This window comes from Streptomyces sp. NPDC111744, assembly GCF_055634995.1.
In genome coordinates, this window is the sequence record NZ_JBVKCG010000037.1 from 24493 (window position 1) to 44869 (window position 20377).

The following is a 20377-nucleotide window of genomic DNA, read 5'->3' on the forward strand; positions in this document are numbered from 1 at the left end:
TCGTCCGGGCAGGGCAGCTGGAGGGCGGTGAGGTCTCCGGATGGCTACACACGGTGGCGAGCGAGTCGGCTGAACGGGGCCTTACGGACCGCCTGCCGGGGGCGTGCGGTCCGGGTGCCGCGGGGCGCCGGGGCCGGGGGGCGGCGCGCGGCGGAACGTGTGCTTCAGCCGGTGTGCCCTTCGTGGCTCCGGCAGGTGGGCGAGGTGCTCCGTACGGGGTACAAGACCGATGTGGACGCTCGCGTGCAGGGGGGGCACGCTGGGAGCTGCGGACCGGCTGTCCGGCCCTACGGCTCCCGTGGCGGCGAGGAGGTCGACATGCGTACCCGGGCGCGTGGCTGGCGCTGGCGGCACAACCCGCTGCGGCGCAAGTCCGACATGGTGGAGGCATGGATCGCGCTGGCCGTCGCGGTCCTGTTGGGCGTGGGTGCACCCCTGATGGGGGCGGTGGTGGGACTGTGGGCCCATGATCAGGCGCGGTCGGTGGCGACGGTGGAGCGGGCCGAGCGGCACATGGTCCGGGGGGTGGTCGTCGGGAACACGCCGGGGCAGCTGCCGTCGGTGCAGAGCGGCGACCGGGAGCACTCCTACCAGGCGGACGTCCGCTGGACCGAACCCGGCAAGGGGACGAAGACCGCCCTGGCCCGGGTGCCGGCGGGGACCCGGACCGGTGACACGGTGGACGTGTGGTTCGACCGTCAGGGGCACGGTGTCGCCCCGCCGCCCAACGAGGTCGCCGTCTGGCAGCACACGGTCACCGTGGGCGTGTGCGGAGCGGGCGGCGCGGCGGCCGTGGTGCTGCTATGCCACGGTGTCGTCCGCCGGGTCGCACTGCGGCACCGGCTCGCCGAGTGGGAGCAGGAGTGGGCACGCACCGGACCGGACTGGACCCGCGGCCGCGCCTGAGGAGCCCTGAGGCCCCGGCGTATCCCCTACTCCGACGTCTGCTGCATCCGGCGGGACACGCGCGCGTGCGTGCGCAGCGCCTCGGTCAGCCCCGGCAGGACCGGTTCGCCCCGACCGAGGTGACCCGACCACCTGTGACGGCGGCCCAGCCGCCCGGGATCTCCCGCCCGCCGTCGACGACGAGCAGTCCGGCGTCCTTGACCAGCAGATCAACGGTTGACGGCATGGGGTCATCGTAGGCGCCGGGCGGCGCGGAGGCCTGGCGACTCGTCAGACCACCCACGTACGGTGTGATCATCCGCACGATCCCTTCACCAAAGGCGGTTGTTGATGGCCCTGTTCGACTTTCCCCTCGACGAACTCCGTGAACACCGCAGTGCATCGGTGGCGCCCGAGGACTTCGACGCCTTCTGGTCCAAGACGCTCCAGGAGGCCCGCGAGCACGATCTCGACGCCCGCTTCGATCCGGTCGACACCGGGCTGTCCACGGTCGAGGTGTACGACGTGACCTTCGCCGGGTTCGGCGGGCACCCGGTCAAGGGCTGGCTGCGGCTGCCGGCCGGCGCCACCGAGCCGCTGCCGCTGATAGTGGAGTTCATCGGCTACGGCGGCGGGCGCGGCCTGGCCCACGAGAACCTGCTGTGGGCGTCGACCGGGCGGGCGCACTTCGTGATGGACACCCGGGGCCAGGGCAGCGCCTGGGGCGGCGGGGGTGGCACCGCCGACCCGGTGGGCGGCGCGCCGGCGTTCCCCGGGTTCATGACGCGGGGCATCGACGCGCCCGAGAACTACTACTACCGCCGGGTGTACACGGACGCGGTCCGGGCGATCGAGGCGGCGCGCTCGCATCCGCTCACCGACGCGGCGCGGACGGTGGCGCTCGGGGCCAGCCAGGGCGGCGGGATCACCCTCGCGGCCGGCGGCCTCGTTCCGGACCTGGTCGCGGTGGCGCCTGACGTGCCGTTCCTGTGCGACTTCCCGCGCGCCACCACCCTGACGGACCGTCACCCCTACCGTGAGATCGCGCTGTTCCTCAAGACGCACCGCGGCCGTTCGGCCGAGGTGCAGCGCACCCTCTCCTACTTCGACGGGGTGCACTTCGCGGCGCGCGGCCGGGCCCCGGCGCTGTTCTCGGCGGCGCTGGAGGACCAGACCTGCCCGCCGTCGACGGTGTTCGCGGCCTTCAACTCCTGGGCGCACGAGGACAAGGCGATCGAGGTGTACGACTTCAACGACCACGAGGGCGGCGGGCCGTACCACGAGGCGGCGAAGATGCGCTGGCTGCGCGCATATGCCTGACGATTCGGAGGAGATGGACGCGCGCGCGGCCGCCGAGCGGTTCGTCCGGGTCTGGGAGCGGGGCTGGGCCGCGCACGACGTGGACGCACTGCTCGCCCTGTACGCCGAGGACTGTGTGCACCGCTCGATGCCGTTCCGCGCACCGCACCGGGGACGGGACGCGCTCGCCGCGTATCTGCGCTGGTCGTTCGAAGGGGAACAGGTGACGGACGTACGGTTCTCCGCGCCGCTGGTGGGCCCTGACGGGGTCGCGGTGGCCGAGTTCCGGGTGTTCTGCGAGGAGAGCGGCACGGCGGCCACGCTGGCCGGATGCGTGTTCGTGCGTTTCGACGCGCGGGGCCTGGCGGTGGAGAGCCGGGACTACTGGCACACCACCGAGGGGCACCAGGAGCCGTACGGGGATCCCTTCGTCCACTGACCTTCCCTCCAGTCCGACCAGTCGGTACGTTCTGGGTGCCCGGGCCGCAGCGTCGCGGCCCGGGCTTTCCGGCGTACGACGGAGGGCGCATGTCCGAGCACGAGCCACAGGTCCACGGTCACTGCGAGCCGCGTTTCGAGGCGGTGCGGGAGGCCTTCGAGGAGAACTTCCGGGACCGTGAGGAGCTGGGCGCCGCCGTGGCGGTCACGGTCGACGGCGAGACGGTCGTGGATCTGTGGGGCGGCTGGGCGGATCCGGCGCGCATCCGGCCGTGGGAGCGGGACACCCTGGTGAACGTCTGGTCGACGACGAAGGGCCCGGTGGCCCTGTGCGCACACATCCTCGCCGACCGGGGGCTGCTCGACCTCGACGCGCCGGTGGCCGACTACTGGCCCGAGTTCGCGGCGGCGGGAAAGGGGCGGGTCCTCGTCCGGCATCTGCTCTCACACCGCGCCGGCCTGTCCGGCCTGCGGGAGCCGCACTCGCTCCAGCAGCTGTACGACTGGGAGCTGACGACCGCCCGGCTGGCGGCGACGGAGCCCTGGTGGGAGCCGGGAACACGGTCGGGGTATCACGCGCTGACCTACGGCTTCCTGGTCGGCGAGGTGGTGCGGCGGGTGTCGGGGCTGTCGCCGGGGGCGTTTCTGGAGCGGGAGGTGACCGGGCCGCTGGGCATCGACTTCACGGTCGGGCTGCCGGAGAAGGAGTCCGGGCGGGTGGCGGTGCTGGAGCATCCACGGATCATGTCGGACAGTGAACAGGCTGCGATCTTCAGCCAGTTGGCACCGGCGGCGGTCGCGGCCCTGGCCAACCCGGGGGTGGGCGCGAGCGCGGCGAACACGCCGGAGTGGCGGGCGGCCGAGATCCCGGCGGCCAACGGCCACGGCACGGCCCGGGCGGTGGCCGCGCTGTACGGCGTGTTCGCGGGCCGGGGCGAGTACGGCGGCCTGCGTCTGCTGTCCCCGGAGGCGGCCGAGCGGGTGCGTCAGGGGCAGGGCAGCTGCCGTGACCTGGTGCTCGGGACGGGTTTCGAGCACGAGACCGAGGTGGGGCTCGGCCTGTGGCTGAGTGGGGTGAACGGCTCCTACGGACCGAACCCACGGGCCTTCGGGCACGACGGATTCGGTGGTTCGTGCGGGCTGGCCGATCCGGAGGCGGGGGTCTCGCTGGGGTACGTGATGAACCGGATGGGTCCACGGATCGCGGATGATCCACGAAAGACGGCCCTGGTGAACGCCCTCTACACGAGCCTGTGAGCCCGGTTCGGTTTCGGCCGAACCTGTGAGCCGCCCTTCCCTGATGGTTTAGACCAATGCTAGATCTGGTCGCGCAATGAGCCCGCACGGCTACGTCTTGTCACCAACAGGAGGCGCGGCATGGCCCGCACCACCCAGCACGCCCACTCCGAGAGCGAAGAGCAGCCCCTGTACTGGCGGATCGCGAGACAGCTTCTCGCCGAACTGCGCGACGGCACCATTCCGCCGGGCGAACGACTGCCGGGGGAAAGGCACTTGGCACAGCACTTCGGCGTCAGCCGGGAGACCGTCCGGCAGGCGCTGGAGGTGCTGCGCCACAGCGGTCTGGTCGCCACCGACCGGCGGGGCAGTCACGCCACGCTGCGCGGCCGGCCGGTGGAGAGCCCCGTCTCCCTGGCGTTCCCGGTGGGCGCCGGGACCACGGAGCACGGCGCGGTCGACCGGGCCACGGTGACCTGGGAGGAGCCACCACCGGAGCACGCGGCGGCACTCGGCCTCGCCCCGCACCGGCCGACCCTTGTCCACCGCTACGAGTCCGCCTCCCCCGACGGCCGCGCCCTGCGCACCGCCGTGACCTCCTTCTCGACCGTCGCACTGACCGAGGTCGAGGAACTGGGCCGCTACCGGGACCGGGCCGACGGTGCGGCCGCCGCACAACTGCGCCGGGCCTACGACTGGATGCGCAAGGCCGGCCTGACCCTGCACCACCGGGACTCGATAAGCCAGGTCGCGGACGCGGCCTCGGTCCGGGTGACCCGCCGGGTGCACGACCAGTACGCCCGCCCGCTGGAGATCACCGACCTCGTGGTGGACGCCCGGCAGGACGCGTTGGTCTACGAGTTCACGGTCCCCGCGGCGGGCTGACCTTCGCCGCCCTTCCTGGCCAGGACGAGCCGGGCGCGCGGGCTGCCGTCGTCACGCCGGCCGAACCCGGGCAGCGCGCACAGCTCCGCCGAGAACCCCGCCCGCTCCAACTCCCCCAGCACAGACCCGAGTCGGAAGGCCCGGTAGTACATGACGAACGGCGGCCGCCACAGGGCGTTGCGCACCCGCATCACGGCGTCGAAGCCGAGCAGCATCCAGAACCCGAAGCCGGTGGGGCGGGACGGCGCCAGCACCGGGAAGGCGAAGACGCCGTCCGGTCGCAGTGCCGAGTGGACCTGGTCGAAGAGGCCGGGCAGCTCCCGGGGCAGGAAGTGCCCGAACGCCCCGAAGCTGACGACCAGGTCGAAGGCGGCCCCGAAGGGCAGGGCCCGGGCGTCGGCCCGCACCCAGTTGACGTCCGGCCCGTCGGGCGGGGGCAGGCGCCGGGCGATGTCGAGCATGCCGGCGCTGAAGTCGACGCCGGTGACGCTGTTCCGGCACACCTGGGCGAGCACGTCCAGACCGGCGCCGGTCCCGCAGCACAGGTCGAGCCCGTCCGTGAACGGGCCGAGCGGGGCGAGCGCCTTGGCGACCGCCTCCAGGAGCGAGTCCGAGGTCCGGAAGGGGGTGTGGTCGAACTTCGGGGCCAGCAGGTCGTAACCGCGCTCGACCGAGGACAGGGCCTGGACGGTGAGCTCGCGGAGGCTCGGGCCTTCGGGGCTGAACATCCGGCCAGCTTACGGGAGCCACCGGCACCGGACACGGCGGAGGCACGGACCCGCGAGGGACCGCGCCTCCGGCCGGGTGTCATGCCGCGGCACCGGGTTTCACGCCACGGTGAGCGTGAGGGCTCCCGTGCAGGTGGAGCCGGCGGTGATGGCGGTCTCGGTGCCGTCCGCGGTCAGTTTCACCGTCCTGCCGCGCGGCGCCCGCACGGCCGCGTCGGCGGCGACGGTGAGGCTGGTCAGATACGAGGTGCCGGTGACCGTCCACGTCGAGCCGCTGTTCAGCCGGACGACGACCCCGTTGTTCACGGCGGCCTGCACGCTGTTGGGGACGATGCCCAGCTCGTAGAAGGTGGACGAGTCGATCGAGGACAACCGGTGCTTGGCGGTGGTCGCCGAGATGACGCCCTCGACACGGGAGTCCTCGAAGGTGAGGACCATGTTCTTGCCGCCCCGCAAGCCGTTGTAGAAGTCGCCCGTCAGCTTGATGGAACGGAAGGTGGCGGCGCCGTCGGTGGAGTGGATGGCGGTGACGTCGAAGGAGGAATCCTTGGCCGGGTCGGTGGTGGGCTCGGTGTGGACGCCGATGTTCATCATCTTGCCGTTGACGTCGACCGGACCCGGGTCGTCCAGCTCGATTATCTGCAGGATGACGCCGTCCCGCGGGTTGAGCCGGGCGCCCTGCGAGCCGTCGACCGAGATCGCCGTCTGCTGGCCCTTGTTGAGGAAGGTGGCCCGCGCGGAGTTGACGACGGTGCCGCCGTCCAGGGTGAGTTGACCGGCGCCGAAGAACATGTAGCCGAAGTGACCGGAGTTGACGACCGTGCTGCGCACCGCCGAAGTGCGGTGGTGGCAGCGTAGGTAGGGCTTATGGCCAGAACAAGAAATGCGTCGGGGAAGGGCCATCGGGGGTTCCTATGGCTGGTATGCGGCTCAGGCGCGCAGGCGTACCGGGAGGGCACGGACGCTGTTGCCGACGAAGCCGGCCTGCCGGGCGAGGCCGTCCTCGGGCACGGCGAGGTCCAGGGCGGGGAAACGGTCGAAGAGCCGCTCCAGGGCCACCGTGGCCTCCAGCCGGGCCAGCGGGGCGCCCAGGCAGTAGTGGGCGCCGTGGCCGAGGGAGAGATGGCGGACGGCGTCGGGGCGGGCGGGCCTGGTGACGTCGAACCGGTCGGCGTCCGGGCCGTGCGCGGCCGGATCGCGGCCGGCGGCGGAGTAACCGGCCAGCACCGGGGTGCCCGCCGGGATCACCGCGCCGCCGACGGTCAGGTCCCGCACGGGATAGCGGAACGGGAAGTAGCTCACCGGCGCGTCCCAGCGCAGCGTCTCCTCCACCACGTCCGCCCAGCTCGCCTCGCCCCTGCGCACCAGGTCGAGCTGGTCGCGGTGCCCGCACAGGGCGCGCACGGCGTTGGTGATCAGGTTGAGCGTGGTCTCGTGCCCGGCGATGATCATCAGCACCAGGATGCCGATCAGCTCCTCCTGCGCGAGCCGGTCGCCGTCCTCGTCGCGGGCGGCGATCAGGGCGCTGGTGAGATCGTCGCCGGGCCGCTCGGACCGGGCCGCGGCGACGGCGGCGAGGACGGCGACCAGTTCCCGGTTGGCGGCCACGGCCTCGGCCGGTTCGATGTCGGTGGCCACGACCTGGTTGGACAGGTGGTGCAGCCGGTCGCGGAACTCCGTGTCCACGCCGAGGAGTTCACCGATCACGCTCATCGGAAGGGGCAGTGCGAAGTGCCGCCGCAGATCGGCGACTCCGTCCACCGCGGCCCGCTCCAGGTCGTCCAGCAGGGATGCGGTCAACTGCTCTGTCCGGGGTCGCAGTTCCTCGACCCGGCGGGGTGTGAAGGCCCGGCTGACCAGTCCGCGCAGCCTGCGGTGGTCGTCCCCGTCGGCGGTGGTCATGCCCCGTACGGTGGCGAAGGTCAGCAGCGGCCAGCCCGCGGGGATCCGGCCCTCGCGCAGCTCGGTGAAGTGCCCTGGGCTCTTGGCGACTTCGGGATGCTGGAGGAACTCCCTGAGCGTCTCGTGCCCGAGTACGGCCATGCCCTCGACACCGCCGGGCAGGACGACCGGTGCCACGGCGCCGCGCGCGAGCAGCCTGGCGTTGTCGGCGTGCGGGCAGCCGCCGGCGGGGTCCAGGCGGTGTGGCACGGACGAGGTCTCCACCGGCGCTCCTGACGGCCGTAGTACGCGGGCACGGCCGATCGTAGGCGCACCCGAGCCGCCGGGATGCGGGGTTCCCGGCCACGTCGCGTCCGGGAATACCGGTGACCGGTGCCATGTTGACGAGTACGGAACACCGGGTATAGTGCGATCAGCACCTGTGGTCGCCCCCTAGTCGGGCGCCGGTGCCGGTTCCCTCTCCTCCAGCCGCTTCGGCCGTCGCTTTGCGACCGGCCCCCGGCTTCTCCGCGGCACCTCGTGACCAGGGCTTTCTGTGCCGTTCCCGAGGTGTCGTTCCCGCCGCACCGAGGCCCGTGTGTACGCCTCCCGCTCGCGGCCCACTCCCCCTTCCTCTCCTGTTTTCCGTCCCCGAAAGGACCACCTCTCATGACCACCACACTCGAACCTCCCGTACAGCAGCAGGCCCAGCCCGCCGCCCGGCCCGTCACCGGTGTCCTCGACATCGACGCGGGCGGGAAGGGGCATCTGCGGGCCCCGAGCTGCCAGTCCTCCCCGGCGGACCCGCAGGTCTCCGCCGCGCTGATCCGCCGTCACGGCCTGCGCAAGGGCGACCTCGTCGAGGGCGTCCGGGGCAACCAGCGCATCCTGACCGAGGTCACGCGCGTCAACGGCCGCACGCCCGAAGAGCAGCGCGGGCGCCGTCACTTCCGCGATCTGACCCCGCTGCACCCGCACGAGCGGATCCGCCTCGAACACCCCGCCTCCGGGCTCGCCGGACGGGTCACCGACCTGTTCGCCCCCGTCGGCAAGGGGCAGCGCGGGCTGATCGTGGCCCCGCCGAAGACCGGCAAGACCGTGCTGCTCCAGCAGTTCGCGGCCGCCGTCGCCGGCAACCACCCGGAGTGCCACCTCATGGTGCTGCTGCTCGACGAACGCCCCGAGGAAGTCACCGACATGCGGCGCTCGGTCCAGGGCGAGGTGTACGCCTCCACCTTCGACCGGCCCGCCAAGGAGCACATCGCCCTCGCCGAACTCGTCGTCGAGCGGGCCAAGCGGCTCGTCGAGGACGGCCGGGACGTCGTCATCCTCCTGGACTCCCTGACGCGGCTGTGCCGGGCCCACAACAACGCGGCCGCATCCAACGGCCGTACCCTCAGCGGCGGCGTCGACGCCGGCGCGCTGCTCGGCCCCAAACGGTTCTTCGGCGCCGCCCGCAAGGCCGAGGAAGGCGGCTCGCTCACCATCCTCGCCACCGTCCTGGTGGACACCGGCTCCCGCGCCGACGGCTACTTCTTCGAGGAGCTGAAGGGCACCGGCAACATGGAGCTGCGCCTGGACCGCGAACTGGCCTCCCGGCGGGTCTTCCCGGCCGTGGACATCGCCCCCTCCGGCACCCGCTGCGAGGAACTCCTGTTCGCCCCGGCCGAGTTGACCGCCGTACGCGGACTGCGCCGGGCCCTGCAGAGCCGGGAGGGGACGCCCTCCGGCCTGGAGACACTCCTTGAGCGGATGCGCGAGACGCCGGACAACGCCACCTTCCTGCGCCGTGTCCAGCCGACCCTGCCGGCGGGCTGACACCGGAGCCGGGCGTGCGGCATCCGGGTTGCTCAGTGCGTCCGTCCGGCCCAGGCTGCGCGCGGGACACCGGCTCCCTTCCTACGTTGATCATATGACGATCGGATTCCCTGACCGATTTCCTCGCCGAGCGGTGGTGTCGAGCTGCGCCCTCTGTCTGACGGGCCTGCTGGCGCTCACGTCCGGTACGGCCACCGCCGGCATCGGGGCGCCGGCCCCGGCCCCGCCCCCGAGTGCGGTGGTGCCCGGGCCGTCCCTGCTGTACCACTCCGGCACACAGGTACGGCCGCACCCCGGGGTGCCGGAGGTACCGGACGTCTCCGCGCTCTCCTGGCTGGTCGCCGACGCGGCCAACGGCCAGGTGCTGGCGGCGAACGAGGCACATCGCGAGCTGCCGCCGGCCAGCACACTGAAGACCCTGTTCGCGCTGACCGTGCTGCCGGTCCTGCCGCCCGGTCTGGAGCACCGGGTGACACCCGAGGAACTGGCGGACGTCGCCGAGGGCAGCAGCCTGGTCGGCGTCGAGGAGGGGCACACCTACCGGGTGGCCGATCTGTGGCGCGGGGTCTTCCTCAGCTCCGGCAACGACGCCGTGCACGTCCTGGCCGCGCTCGACGGGGGCTGGGACCGCACCGTCTCCCGAATGCAGGCAAAGGCACGTGCCCTGGGCGCCCTCGACACGCGCGTCAAGTCCCCCGACGGCTACGACGCACCGGGGCAGGTCTCCTCGGCGTTCGACCTGGCGGTGTTCGGCCGGGCCGGGCTGCGCAACCCTGACTTCGCCCGCTACTGCTCCACCGCCGCGGCCCGCTTCCCCGCCGGCGACGGCTGGTCGTTCGGCATCGAGAACACCAACCGGCTGCTGACCGGCGAGGACGGTGTGGCGCGCTATCCCGGACTGATCGGGATCAAGAACGGCTACACCAGCAACGCCGGCAACACCCTCGTCGCCGCCGCCCGGCGGGGCGGCCGCACCCTGGTCGTGACGGTGATGAACCCCCAGGACGGCGGCGTGTACGACGAGGCCCGTCAGCTGCTCGACTGGGGTTTCGATGCGGCCGGACGGGTCGACCCGGTGGGTTCGCTGGACGCTCTGCGGGCCAAGCCGCGGCCGGGTCCGAGCACCGTACCGATGGCGGCGGCCGCCGCACCGGAGGACGACTCCGGCTGGTCCGACACCGCCATGGCCGCGGGCTTCGCGGTGCTCGGCGTGGGCGCCGTGACCCTCGCCGTGCGGCTCAGGGGCGACCGCTCCGCGCGGGACTGACCGGTCGGCAGGCCCAGCAGCAGACCCAGGGTGATCCAGGTGTAGAGGTTGCTGCCGAAGAACCCGTCGACGCCCGACGCGTCGTCGAACCACAGCCACACCACGCTGGTGCACATCACCGCGTAGAGAGCGCCCGCGATCCGCGGGTACCCCGCGCGGGCCAGCAGCGCGAACGAGGGCAGCGCCCAGACCAGGTGGTGCACCCAGGTGATCGGGCTGACCAGGCAGGCGGCGAGACCGGTGAGCGCGAAGGCGGCCGTCCAGTCCTCGGCCGCCACCGCCTTACGGGTCCGCCACGCCCACACGGCCAGTGTGAGCAGCACGGCCGTGGCCCACAGCGGCTTGTCCGGGTGGCCGAGCCGGGCCAGTACGCCTTGCAGCGACTGGTTCGACACATAGTCGAGCCGGCCGACCCGGCTCGTGTCCCAGAGCGCCTGCGTCCAGTAGAAGCGGGACGCCTTCGGGTCGGCCCAGGCGGCGAGCCCGGTGGCGGCGAACGCCACCGCCGTCGCGGTCGCCGCCGCCCGCCACCTACGGGCGAGCAGCAGCATGCCGATGAAGAGCGCGGGGGTGAGCTTGACGGCGGCGGCGAGCCCGATCCCCACCCCCGCCCAGCGCCCCCGCCCGCTGCGCAGCAGACAGCAGTCGCCCAGGACCAGGGCGAGCAGCACCAGGTTCACCTGGCCGAAGCTGAAGGTGTCCCGCAGCGGCTCGAACAGCGCCAGCGCGCACAGGGCCAGCGCCCAGCGGTACCAGCCCCAGCGCCGCCAGCCCGGCCCGGCCAGGATGCGCAGCACGAAGGCCAGCGCGGCCAGGTTGACCAGCAGCGAGGCCGCGATGGCCACGTGCAGCCCCACCATTGCCATGGGCAGCATGCCGACCGCGGCGAACGGCGGATAGGTGAAGCCGTACGTCGTCCCGGGCACCCGGTAGTCGTAGATCCGCCCGCCGTGGTGCACCCAGGTGTGCACGGTGCCGTAGTAGACGCGCAGGTCGAACCAGTCGCGCAGCAGTGGCACCGTGGCCGTGAACGCGGTCACGGCGGCGACCAGGACCAGGACGAGCAGCAGTCTCCCCCGGTCGGTGCTCGGCCCTCTCATGCCGTACGTCCCACGGCCGGGGCCTGCGCGGCCTGGTGGGCCTGCCACAGCACGACCACGCCGAGCACCCCGCCGGAGACGGCGAGGATCAGCTGGCCGACGTCGGCGGGGCCGCCGCTGGGCAGCACCGCGAGCGCGAGCACTCCGGTGACGGCGGCCACCCGGTGCCGCACCGAGGTGCTGGGCGCCGCTGCCGCTATCAGGAACAGGCCCCAGATCGCGTACCAGGGCCGGATCGCCGGTCCGAAGGCGGCGACCGCGGCCAGGCTCAGGCCGAGGGCGTAGATCGGGCGGGGCCGCAGCCGGAGCCATATCAGCAGCACGGTCACCGCGGTGAGCGCGAGCCCGAGCAGATGCCAGGCCGGGACGGCCAGCGGTGCCAGATCGCTGCCGAGGTGTTCGAGGAGCGCGCCGGTGGCCCGGCCGAGCAGGCTGCTGAGCGCCCAGTTGTGCGCGGAGACGGGCGTGTCGAGCGCCCTTATCCAGCCGTACCCGGTACCGGCGACCGCGGTCGCGACCACCGTCGTGGCACCGGAGGCGGCCGCCGTCAGCAGGGTGGCGCCCACCGGGCTGCGGCCCTTGCGCGCCTGTACGACGATGATCGCCAGCAGGCCCAGTGCGGCCGGTGCCTTCACCAGTGCCGCGAGCGTGACGAGCACGGCTCCGAGGAGCGGCCAGCGGCCGAGCGCCGCGACCAGACCGAGGCCCAGCAGACCGAGCATGATCGCGTCGTTGTGGGCGCCCGCGACCAGGTGCAGCAGCACCAGGGGGTTGAGGGCGCCGAGCCAGAGCGCGGCGGCCGGGTCGGCACCGCTGTGCCGGGCGAGCCGGGGCAGCGCGGCCGCCATCAGGCCCACGCCGAGCAGGGCGACCAGGCGCATCCCGAAGAGCCCGGCCGGGAGTTCGCCCCGGGTCAGGCCGGACAGCAGCGAGGCCACACCCATGAACGCGGGACCGTACGGGGCGGCGGTGTTCTGCCAGACCGGGGCGACCTCGTCGGCCAGCGGACCGCCGAGCTGGGCGGGTCCCGCCGTGTAGACGTCCATGTGCGCGTCGACCATCGCGCCCTGTGCGAGGTAGCTGTATACGTCCCGGCTGAACAGCGGGGGCGCGAGCAGCAGCGGGGCCGCCCAGACCGCGAGGACCAGCAACAGCTGCCGGGGGGTGGGTGGTTCGCCACTGCGCACGAGGCGGCCCAGCAGCAGCCAGGCCGCGATGAGCAGCACGACGCCGAAGTAGACCCCGACCAGGCCGAAAGCCGCCTGCACGGAGCTCGGCGCGAGGAGATCCTCCACGGGCAGGGCACCGGCTGTCTCACCTCCCAGGGCCAGGAAGGCGGTGCCGGCCAGGCCGAGTACCTGGCAGCGGCGTAGATCGACGGGGAAAGCCATGGCCAACACTGGGTCAGCGTGTCAATGGTGGGTGGCCAGAAAGCGACGGGGCGTTTTCCTGGAAGCGGCCTAGTTGTTACCTGTGGGTGGTGGATCCTCTTCTCCCCGCCGCACGCACCCGGAGCCGTCCCGGTTTTCAGCGGTGTGGCGCCGGGTCGATGGCAGTGTGACACCGAGCGTGCGGCCGGCCGGAGCCGGGCCACCGCGGATCCTGTTCCGCCCGGACGGCCCCGACGCCGCGCACGCCCGCGTGCTCGTGACGGGGGTGCTCGGCCCGGCCGCACAGAACACCGGCCACCGGCCAGGGCCTGTCTGACAATTCCCGTCGTCGCCCGGAGGGCGGCCTCGCGGCGTCAGGTGCGTGCTCTCGGCGTTGCCGGGCGTAGGCCTTCGTACTGGACGTACTTGGGTCTGCGCCCGGTGCGGCGAGTGGGGGTCCCCCCGGCCGAAGGCTGGGGGAGCGTGCATGGCGTCGCGAGGCAGACGGGAATTGTCAGACAGGCCCTAGAACACCGACAGACCCGTGAGCGTCGTGAACCTGTCCAGCGCGGCCACTCCCGCCACCGAGTTGCCCCGCTCGTCCAGACCCGGGCTCCACACGCACAGGGCACAACGCCCCGGGACCACGGCGATGATGCCGCCGCCCACCCCGCTCTTCCCGGGCAGGCCGACCCGGTAGGCGAAGTCCCCCGCCGCGTCGTACGTCCCGCAGGTCAGCATCACCGCGTTGACCTGCTTCGCCTGGCTGCGGGTGAGGAGGCGGGTGCCGTCGGCCCGGATGCCGTGGCGGGCCAGGAACGTGGTCGCCAGGGCGAGGTCGGCGCAGGAAGCGGCGACGGAGCACTGGCGGAAGTACTGGTCGAGGAGGACGGGCACCTCGTTGTCGATGTTGCCGTAGGAGGCCATGAAGTGGGCCAGGGCGGCATTGCGGTCGCCGTGCTGGGACTCGGAGGCTGCCACGCCCTTGTCGAAGTCCAGGGCGGCGTTGCCGCTCTCGGCGCGCAGAAAGGCGAGGAGTTCGCCGGCCGCGTCTCCGGTACGGGTCTGGAGGCGGTCGGTGACGACTAGGGCGCCCGCGTTGATGAAGGGGTTGCGCGGGATGCCGTTCTCGTACTCCAGCTGCACCAGGGAGTTGAAGGGGTTACCGGAGGGTTCGCGGCCGACGTGCTCCCAGAGTTCGTCGCCCTCACGGGCCAGGTCGAGGGCGAGGGTGAAGACCTTGGTGATGGACTGCGTGGAGAACGGCTGCCGCCAGTCGCCCACGCCGTAGACCGTGCCGTCCAGCTCGGCGACGGCCATGCCGAAGCTGCGGGGGTCGCAGGCGGCGAGCGCCGGTATGTAGTCGGCGGGGCGCCCGCGGCCGGGCGTCCGCTCGATCTCCTCCGCGATCCGCTCCAAAACCGGCAGAAAGGCCGGTGACGACGTCATTGTCATGATCACTATTGTGCCTCCCCGCCGGTCCTGGCGCGTTCCCGCAGGTCAGACGAGGGGTGAACCACTGCCGGCGACGACCTCGGGACGCAGCAGATCCGCGAGCCGCTCGGCCGGCAACAGCCCCTTCTCCAGGACGAGTTCCGCCACGCCCCGGCCGGTGACGAGGGCCTCCTTGGCGATGTCGGTGGCCGCCGTGTACCCGATGTACGGGTTGAGAGCGGTGACCAGACCGATGGAGTTCTCGACCGTCGCCCGCAGGACGTCGGTGTTGGCGGTGATGCCGTCGACGCACCGCTCGGCCAGCGTCAGGCAGGCGTTCCGCAGATGCGTGATGCTCTCGGACAGGGAGTGCAGGATGATCGGCTCGAAGGCGTTGAGCTGGAGCTGCCCGGCCTCGGCGGCCATGGTGATGGCGACGTCGTTGCCGATGACCTCGAAGGCGACCTGGTTGACGACCTCGGGGATGACCGGGTTGACCTTGCCGGGCATGATCGACGAACCGGCCTGCACGGGCGGCAGATTGATCTCGCCGAGCCCCGCGCGCGGCCCGGAGGACAGCAGCCGCAGGTCGTTGCAGCTCTTGCTGAGCTTGACCGCGATCCGCTTCAGCACGCCGGACATCTGCACGAACGCCCCGCAGTCCTGGGTCGCCTCCACCAGGTTCGCGGCGGTGACCAGGGGCAGCCCGGTGATCCCGGCGAGGTGCCGGCGGGCCGACTCGGCGTATCCGGCGGGCGCGTTGAGGCCGGTCCCGATGGCGGTGGCACCCAGGTTGATCTCATGGATCAACTCGACGGCCTCGTCAAGACGGCAGCGGTCCTCGTCGATCATGACGGCAAAGGTGGAGAACTCTTGACCGAGCGTCATGGGAACCGCATCTTGCAACTGTGTACGGCCCATCTTGAGCACATCACGGAACTCGACGGCTTTCCGGCCGAAGGCGTCCTGGAGTACAGCCATCGCCCTGAGCAGTCCACGCACCGCGAAGACGGTCGCAATCTTGACGGCGGTCGGGTAGACGTCGTTGGTGGACTGACCGAGGTTGACGTCCTCATTGGGGTGCAGGTACTGGTACTGCCCCTTCCCGTGCCCCATCAACTCCAGCGCCCGGTTGGCGACGACCTCGTTGGCGTTCATGTTCGTCGAGGTACCGGCACCGCCCTGGATGACATCGACGACGAACTGGTCGTGCAGCTTGCCGTCCCGGATCTCCCGACAGGCGGCGACGATCGCGGCGGCCTTGGCGGGCGCCAGCAGCCCCAGCTCCTCATTGGCGAGAGCAGCGGCCTCCTTGACGGCGGCGAGGGCGTCGATCAGATGCGGGTAGGCGGAGATCGGCGTCCCGGTGATGGGGAAGTTCTCGGTGGCCCGCAGGGTGTGCACACCCCAGTAGGCGTCGACGGGAACGTCGCGGTCGCCAAGCAGATCGTGCTCGGTACGGAAGGTCATGAGGGTGTAGATCTCTTTCTGAGAGGGTGAACATGAGCGCCCCGTCAGGGGGCGCGGGGAACTGCGCGACCAGCCACACCCGGCCCGCAGCCGCCGAACAACGAGTCGGCCCGGCCCACTAGGCGCAAGCCGAGACCACAACAGGCTCCAGCGACCGAACAGGCCGCACCCGCCCGACCTCCCGGCCCCCACCGAGCAACGCCTCACCCGCGAACTCCGTGAGCAGAGCAGGGTCAACACCGGCCCGCGCCAACGCCGCCGCGGCCACAGGAACCCGCGCCCGGTTCGCCCCGTCGGCGATCTTCACGGCAACAGCCCGCCCATCAGGCAGCGCCGCGACCTGCACACCCTCGAACCCGTCCTTCGCCAGCAATCCCGGCACGGCCCGCATCAGCGCGGCGACATCCCGCCCCGCCCCGGACGCCATCTCGGCATGCTCCCGCATCGCATCGGCGACCCGCGCCTCCGGCGTCCCCGGCGTGGCGGCCACGATCCGCGACACCGCGCGGGCGAGCCCGTGCAGGGAGATGGAGAACAGCGGCGCACCGCAGCCGTCCACGGTGGTCCGGGCGATGCGCTGCCCCGTCAGGTCCTCGACGATCTCGGCGATCGCCTGCTGGAGCGGGTGCTCCGGCTCCAGACAGTCCTCCAGGGACCAGTCGTTCAGCTTCGCGGTCCACAGCATCGCCGCATGCTTGCCGGAGCAGTTCTGGGCGAGCCGCGACGGCAACCGGCCCTCACGGATCCAGGTGTCGCGGACCGCGGGGTCGTACGGCAGGTCGGGGACGTTGCGCAGGTCGTCCTCGGTGAGGCCGGCGAGGTCGAGGATCCGACGGGTTCCGGCGAGGTGGCGTTCCTCGCCGGAGTGGCTGGCGGCGGCCAGGGAGAGCAGCTCGCCGTCGAGCGGCAGGCCGGCCCGCAGCATGGCCACGGCCTGGACGGGCTTGATGGCCGAGCGCGGGTAGAACGCGGCCTCGATGTCGCCGAGCTGGAACTGGACCCGGCCGTCGGCGCCGAGGACGACGACGGAGCCGTAGTGGATGCCCTCGACGACCCCGCCGCGGACGAGGTGGGCGACGGGGGCGTGGAGGGGCTCACGGACGATGGGTGCGGCCGCGGGGGAACTGCTGTACATCACTGCCTGGTCTCGGGTGAGTTGGGACGGACCGGTACGCGGTTCACGCGTCGGTTCCGGCGGACGGGCGCGCGAGTCGGCCGCGGATGGCGTACCAGCCGGCGACCAGCGCGGCGACGATCAGCGGCAGGCACAGCACGGTGGTGCGTCCGGCGCCGCCGTCGGCGTACATGAGGACCAGGACGGCGGCCAGGAAGGCCAGCGTCACGATCTCGGTCCAGGGGGAGCCCGGCAGTCGGTAGCCGGGGCGGGTGAGTTCGCCCTTCTGGGTCTTCTGCCAGAAGAGCAGGTGACACAGCATGATCATGCCCCAGGTGGCGAGGATGCCGATCGCCGCGAAGTTGAGGACGATCTCGAACGCGTCGGCGGGGACGACGAAGTTGAGGCCCACGCCGAGCACACAGATACCGCTGGTCAGCAGGATTCCGCCGTACGGCACCTGGCTGCGGCTCATCCTGGCGGTGAACTTCGGGGCGGACCCGTTGACGGCCATGGAGCGCAGGATGCGGCCGGTCGAGTACAGGCCGGAGTTGAGGGAGGACATGGCCGCGGTGAGGACGACGAGGTTCATCACACCGCCGGCGGCCGGGACACCGACGTTGGACAGGACGGTGACGAAGGGGCTCTCCCCTGCCGTGTACTTGTTCCAGGGCAACAGCATCGACAGCAGGACGACCGAGCCGACGTAGAAAAGGCCGACGCGCCACATGATCGAGTTGATCGCCTTGGGCATGATCTTCTCGGGGTTCTCGGTCTCGCCCGCCGCGACACCGACCAGTTCGACCGAGGCGTAGGCGAAGACGACGCCCTGGATGATCAGCAGCATGGGCAGCAGGCCGTTGGGGAAGACGCCGCCGTTGTCGGCGATCAGGGAGGGGCCGGGGGTGGCGCCGTCCACGGGGTGCTGGGTGACCAGCAGGAAGATGCCGATGCACATGAAGATCACCAGCGCGCTGACCTTGACGATCGCGAACCAGAACTCCAGCTCGCCGAAGATCTTGACCGAGATCAGGTTGACGGTCAACACAACGGCAAGGGCGATCAATGCGATCAACCATTGCGGGATGTCGGAGAACGTCCCCCAGTAGTGGGTGTAGGTGGCGACCGCGGTGATGTCGGCGATACCGGTGGTCGCCCAGTTCAGGAAGTACATCCAGCCCGCGGTGTAGGCGCCCTTCTCCCCGAGGAACTCACGGGCGTACGACACGAAGGCGCCGGAGGACGGGCGGTACAGGACGAGCTCGCCGAGGGCGCGTACGACGAGGAAGGCGAAGACCCCGCAGACCGCGTACGCGAGGAACAGGGAGGGGCCGGCGTCGGCGAGGCGGCCGCCGGCACCGAGGAAGAGGCCGGTGCCTATGGCGCCGCCGATGGCGATCATGTTGACGTGCCGGTGCTTCAGCGACTTGCTGTAGCCGTGGTCTCCGGCGTCGACGTGACGGGACGAGGGGCGCGTCTCGTCTTTGAGGTGCTGTTCGCTCACGCCTCGGTTCCGCCTTCCGTGTGCTCGTCCGTGCGCGTGGCGCGCACGATGCGGGTGAGGGTCGTCTCGACGCGGTCGAGGTGGTGGCTCATGGCGTCCACGGCGTCGGGTTCGGAACCGTCGATCAGCGCCTCGACGATCGCCCGGTGCTCCCGGTTGGACTGCTCGCGGCGGCCGCCCAGTTCGTTGAGGAAGGCCGACTGACGCGCCAGTGCGTCCCGGATCTCCTCGATGACCCGGCGGAAGACCGGGTTCTGGGCGGCCTCGGCCACGGCCAGGTGGAAGAGGGTGTCCATCGCGACCCACGCGGTGGTGTCCGTCTCCCGCTCCATACGGTCGAGCAGATGGGCCAGGTGGTCCAGGTTCTCCGGGGTGCGGCGCAGCGCCGCGTACCCGGCGACCGGGATCTCGACGTGGCGGCGCACTTCGAGCAGGTCGCTGGCCGCGTAGTCGCCGAAGGTGGGGTCCTCGACGGCGCTGGCGACGACGAAGGTGCCCTTGCCGGTCTTGGAGACGGTCAGACCCATCGTCTGGAGGGCCCGCAGGGCCTCGCGCAGGACGGGCCTGCTGACCTCCAGGGTGCGGCACAGCTCCGCCTCGGAGGGGAGCTTGTCGCCTATGGCGTACTCGCCGCGCTCGATGGCGCCGCGCAGATACGCCAGTACCGCCTCCATGGCGCTCACGCGCCTCGGGGGCTGTCCGGCTGTCCGGCTGTCTGACAGGTTCACGGGTGAGATGTTCCGGGTTGCGGGACGAGACTGTCAAGCCTTCCGGAAAGGAAACATTCACGGGGTGCGACACCTGAATGCACAGGTGTCACACCCCGCGGCGGAGCGATGACCGGGTCAGGCGCTGATCGCGTCCGTGGCGAGCAGCCCGAAGAGGGCCAGGCCGACGACGATCCGGTACAGCACGAAGGCGTTGAAGGAGTGCTTCGCGACGAACTTGAGCAGCCAGGCGATGGAGGCGTAGGCGACCACGAAGGAGACGACCGTGCCGACGAGGAGCGGAGCGGCGCCGACACCCGCGCCCAGGGCGTCCTTGAGCTCGTAGAGGCCGGCGCCGGTCAGAGCCGGGATGCCGAGGAAGAAGGAGAGACGGGTGGCGGCGACCCGGTCCAGGTCGAGGATGAGCGCGGTCGACATGGTGGCGCCGGAGCGGGAGAAGCCGGGGAAGAGTAGGGCGAGGATCTGCGAGCAGCCGACCAGCATCGCGTCCTTGAAGGAGGTGTCGTCCTCACCACGCTTGTGGCGCCCCATCTGGTCCGCCGCCCACATCACCCCGGAGCCGACGATCAGCGAGCCGGCGACCACCCAGAGCGAGCCGAGCGGGCCGTCGATCAGCGGCTTGGCGGCCAGGCCCACGATCACGATCGGGATGGTGGCGTAGATGACCCACCAGGCGAACTTGTAGTCGTGGTGCACCCGCTCCTCGCGGTTCCTCAGCCCCCGGCCCCACGCGGAGCAGATCCGCACGATGTCCTTGAAGAAGTACACGAGCACGGCGGCGATGGCGCCGACCTGGATGACGGCGGAGAACCCGACGACGGAGTTGTCGTCGACGGGGATGTTCATGAGCCCCTCGGTGATCTTGAGGTGGCCGGTGGAGGACACGGGGAGGAACTCGGTCACCCCCTCGACTACTCCAAGGACGGCGGCCTGACCGACGGAGATGGCGCTCATGGGATCCAGTTCTGCAGAATTTGGTCGACAGTGCGGTAGACAGTCTTACAACGCGCGGGTTTGAAGCAAGTCCTAGCTAGGGGCTGTCTGACAATTCCCGTCGTCGCCCGGAGGGCGGCCTCGCGGCGTCAGGTGCGTGCTCTCGGCGTTGCCGGGCGTAGGCCTTCGTACTGGACGTACTTGGGTCTGCGCCCGGTGCGGCGAGTGGGGGTCCCCCCGGCCGAAGGCTGGGGGAGCGTGCATGGCGTCGCGAGGCAGACGGGAAT

General features: G+C 71.4%; 18 protein-coding genes and 1 pseudogene. 7 read left to right on the forward strand and 12 right to left on the reverse strand.

From position 1 onward, the window contains the following. Nucleotides 1-318: 318 nt before the first annotated feature. Nucleotides 319-906: an Rv1733c family protein gene (locus tag ACZ7OO_RS41180; RefSeq protein ID WP_471512536.1), complete on the forward strand. Its 588-nt coding sequence runs from the start codon at nucleotides 319-321 to the stop codon at nucleotides 904-906. An 85-nt stretch (nucleotides 907-991) separates the two neighbouring features. Here the strand turns inward: ACZ7OO_RS41180 and ACZ7OO_RS41185 are convergent, their stop codons facing one another. Further along, nucleotides 992-1132, reverse strand: coding sequence for a hypothetical protein (locus ACZ7OO_RS41185; RefSeq protein WP_471512537.1), 141 nt, complete (start codon nucleotides 1130-1132; stop codon nucleotides 992-994). 104 nt (nucleotides 1133-1236) lie between these two features. On the opposite strand from ACZ7OO_RS41185, the gene ACZ7OO_RS41190 reads away from it, so the two are divergent. The 4 genes from ACZ7OO_RS41190 to ACZ7OO_RS41205 all read left to right on the forward strand — a co-directional run bounded on the left by ACZ7OO_RS41190 (nucleotide 1237) and on the right by ACZ7OO_RS41205 (nucleotide 4743). Continuing rightward, nucleotides 1237-2205 carry an acetylxylan esterase gene (locus ACZ7OO_RS41190; protein WP_352221797.1) on the forward strand — a complete coding sequence of 323 codons (969 nt, stop codon included), beginning with the start codon at nucleotides 1237-1239 and terminating at the stop codon, nucleotides 2203-2205. 13 nt (nucleotides 2206-2218) lie between these two features. Beyond that, nucleotides 2219-2623: a nuclear transport factor 2 family protein gene (locus tag ACZ7OO_RS41195; protein ID WP_471512551.1), complete on the forward strand. Its 405-nt coding sequence runs from the start codon at nucleotides 2219-2221 to the stop codon at nucleotides 2621-2623. Between the two features lie 89 nt (nucleotides 2624-2712). Beyond that, the gene (locus ACZ7OO_RS41200) at nucleotides 2713-3879 is read left to right on the forward strand and encodes a serine hydrolase domain-containing protein (RefSeq protein WP_471512538.1); all 1167 of its coding nucleotides are present in this window, start codon (nucleotides 2713-2715) and stop codon (nucleotides 3877-3879) included. A gap of 120 nt (nucleotides 3880-3999) precedes the next feature. Beyond that, nucleotides 4000-4743, forward strand: a complete 744-nt coding sequence (locus tag ACZ7OO_RS41205) for a GntR family transcriptional regulator (RefSeq protein WP_471512539.1) — start codon at nucleotides 4000-4002, stop codon at nucleotides 4741-4743. On the opposite strand, the gene ACZ7OO_RS41210 is transcribed toward ACZ7OO_RS41205, so the two are convergent. The 3 genes from ACZ7OO_RS41210 to ACZ7OO_RS41220 form a co-directional block, all read right to left on the reverse strand. Further along, nucleotides 4713-5471, reverse strand: coding sequence for a class I SAM-dependent methyltransferase (locus tag ACZ7OO_RS41210; protein ID WP_471512540.1), 759 nt, complete (start codon nucleotides 5469-5471; stop codon nucleotides 4713-4715). The two genes, ACZ7OO_RS41205 and ACZ7OO_RS41210, sit on opposite strands and share 31 nt — an antisense overlap. A gap of 99 nt (nucleotides 5472-5570) precedes the next feature. Further along, nucleotides 5571-6302, reverse strand: a complete 732-nt coding sequence (locus ACZ7OO_RS41215; RefSeq protein ID WP_471512541.1) for a hypothetical protein — start codon at nucleotides 6300-6302, stop codon at nucleotides 5571-5573. A 99-nt stretch (nucleotides 6303-6401) separates the two neighbouring features. Continuing rightward, the gene (locus ACZ7OO_RS41220; RefSeq protein WP_471512542.1) at nucleotides 6402-7637 is read right to left on the reverse strand and encodes a cytochrome P450 family protein; all 1236 of its coding nucleotides are present in this window, start codon (nucleotides 7635-7637) and stop codon (nucleotides 6402-6404) included. A gap of 384 nt (nucleotides 7638-8021) precedes the next feature. On the opposite strand from ACZ7OO_RS41220, the gene rho reads away from it, so the two are divergent. Continuing rightward, nucleotides 8022-9170, forward strand: coding sequence for a transcription termination factor Rho (rho, locus tag ACZ7OO_RS41225; protein ID WP_471512543.1), 1149 nt, complete (start codon nucleotides 8022-8024; stop codon nucleotides 9168-9170). A gap of 94 nt (nucleotides 9171-9264) precedes the next feature. Further along, nucleotides 9265-10110, forward strand: a pseudogene (locus ACZ7OO_RS41230) (D-alanyl-D-alanine carboxypeptidase family protein); the annotation flags it as partial. A gap of 89 nt (nucleotides 10111-10199) precedes the next feature. Here ACZ7OO_RS41230 and ACZ7OO_RS41235 read toward each other — a convergent pair. The 8 genes from ACZ7OO_RS41235 to ACZ7OO_RS41270 form a co-directional block, all read right to left on the reverse strand. After that, nucleotides 10200-11537: a glycosyltransferase family 87 protein gene (locus ACZ7OO_RS41235; RefSeq protein ID WP_471512544.1), complete on the reverse strand. Its 1338-nt coding sequence runs from the start codon at nucleotides 11535-11537 to the stop codon at nucleotides 10200-10202. Then, nucleotides 11534-12928: a polyprenol phosphomannose-dependent alpha 1,6 mannosyltransferase MptB gene (gene mptB / locus ACZ7OO_RS41240; RefSeq protein WP_471512545.1), complete on the reverse strand. Its 1395-nt coding sequence runs from the start codon at nucleotides 12926-12928 to the stop codon at nucleotides 11534-11536. The genes ACZ7OO_RS41235 and mptB overlap by 4 nt, the downstream gene beginning before the upstream one ends. Nucleotides 12929-13432: 504 nt before the next feature. After that, on the reverse strand, nucleotides 13433-14362 hold the full coding sequence (locus tag ACZ7OO_RS41245; protein WP_471512546.1) for a glutaminase: 930 nt from the start codon (nucleotides 14360-14362) through the stop codon (nucleotides 13433-13435). 45 nt (nucleotides 14363-14407) lie between these two features. Beyond that, nucleotides 14408-15811: an aspartate ammonia-lyase gene (gene aspA / locus ACZ7OO_RS41250; protein ID WP_471512547.1), complete on the reverse strand. Its 1404-nt coding sequence runs from the start codon at nucleotides 15809-15811 to the stop codon at nucleotides 14408-14410. A 118-nt stretch (nucleotides 15812-15929) separates the two neighbouring features. Next, nucleotides 15930-16946 carry an asparaginase gene (locus tag ACZ7OO_RS41255; protein WP_471512548.1) on the reverse strand — a complete coding sequence of 339 codons (1017 nt, stop codon included), beginning with the start codon at nucleotides 16944-16946 and terminating at the stop codon, nucleotides 15930-15932. 43 nt (nucleotides 16947-16989) lie between these two features. After that, on the reverse strand, nucleotides 16990-18429 hold the full coding sequence (locus tag ACZ7OO_RS41260; RefSeq protein WP_471512549.1) for an amino acid permease: 1440 nt from the start codon (nucleotides 18427-18429) through the stop codon (nucleotides 16990-16992). Continuing rightward, entirely contained in the window at nucleotides 18426-19103 is a 678-nt protein-coding gene (locus ACZ7OO_RS41265; RefSeq protein ID WP_471512552.1) for a FadR/GntR family transcriptional regulator, read from the reverse strand. Before ACZ7OO_RS41265 ends, ACZ7OO_RS41260 begins: the two co-directional genes overlap by 4 nt. A gap of 171 nt (nucleotides 19104-19274) precedes the next feature. Continuing rightward, on the reverse strand, nucleotides 19275-20111 hold the full coding sequence (locus ACZ7OO_RS41270) for an undecaprenyl-diphosphate phosphatase (protein WP_471512550.1): 837 nt from the start codon (nucleotides 20109-20111) through the stop codon (nucleotides 19275-19277). Between the last annotated feature and the right edge of the window lie 266 nt (nucleotides 20112-20377).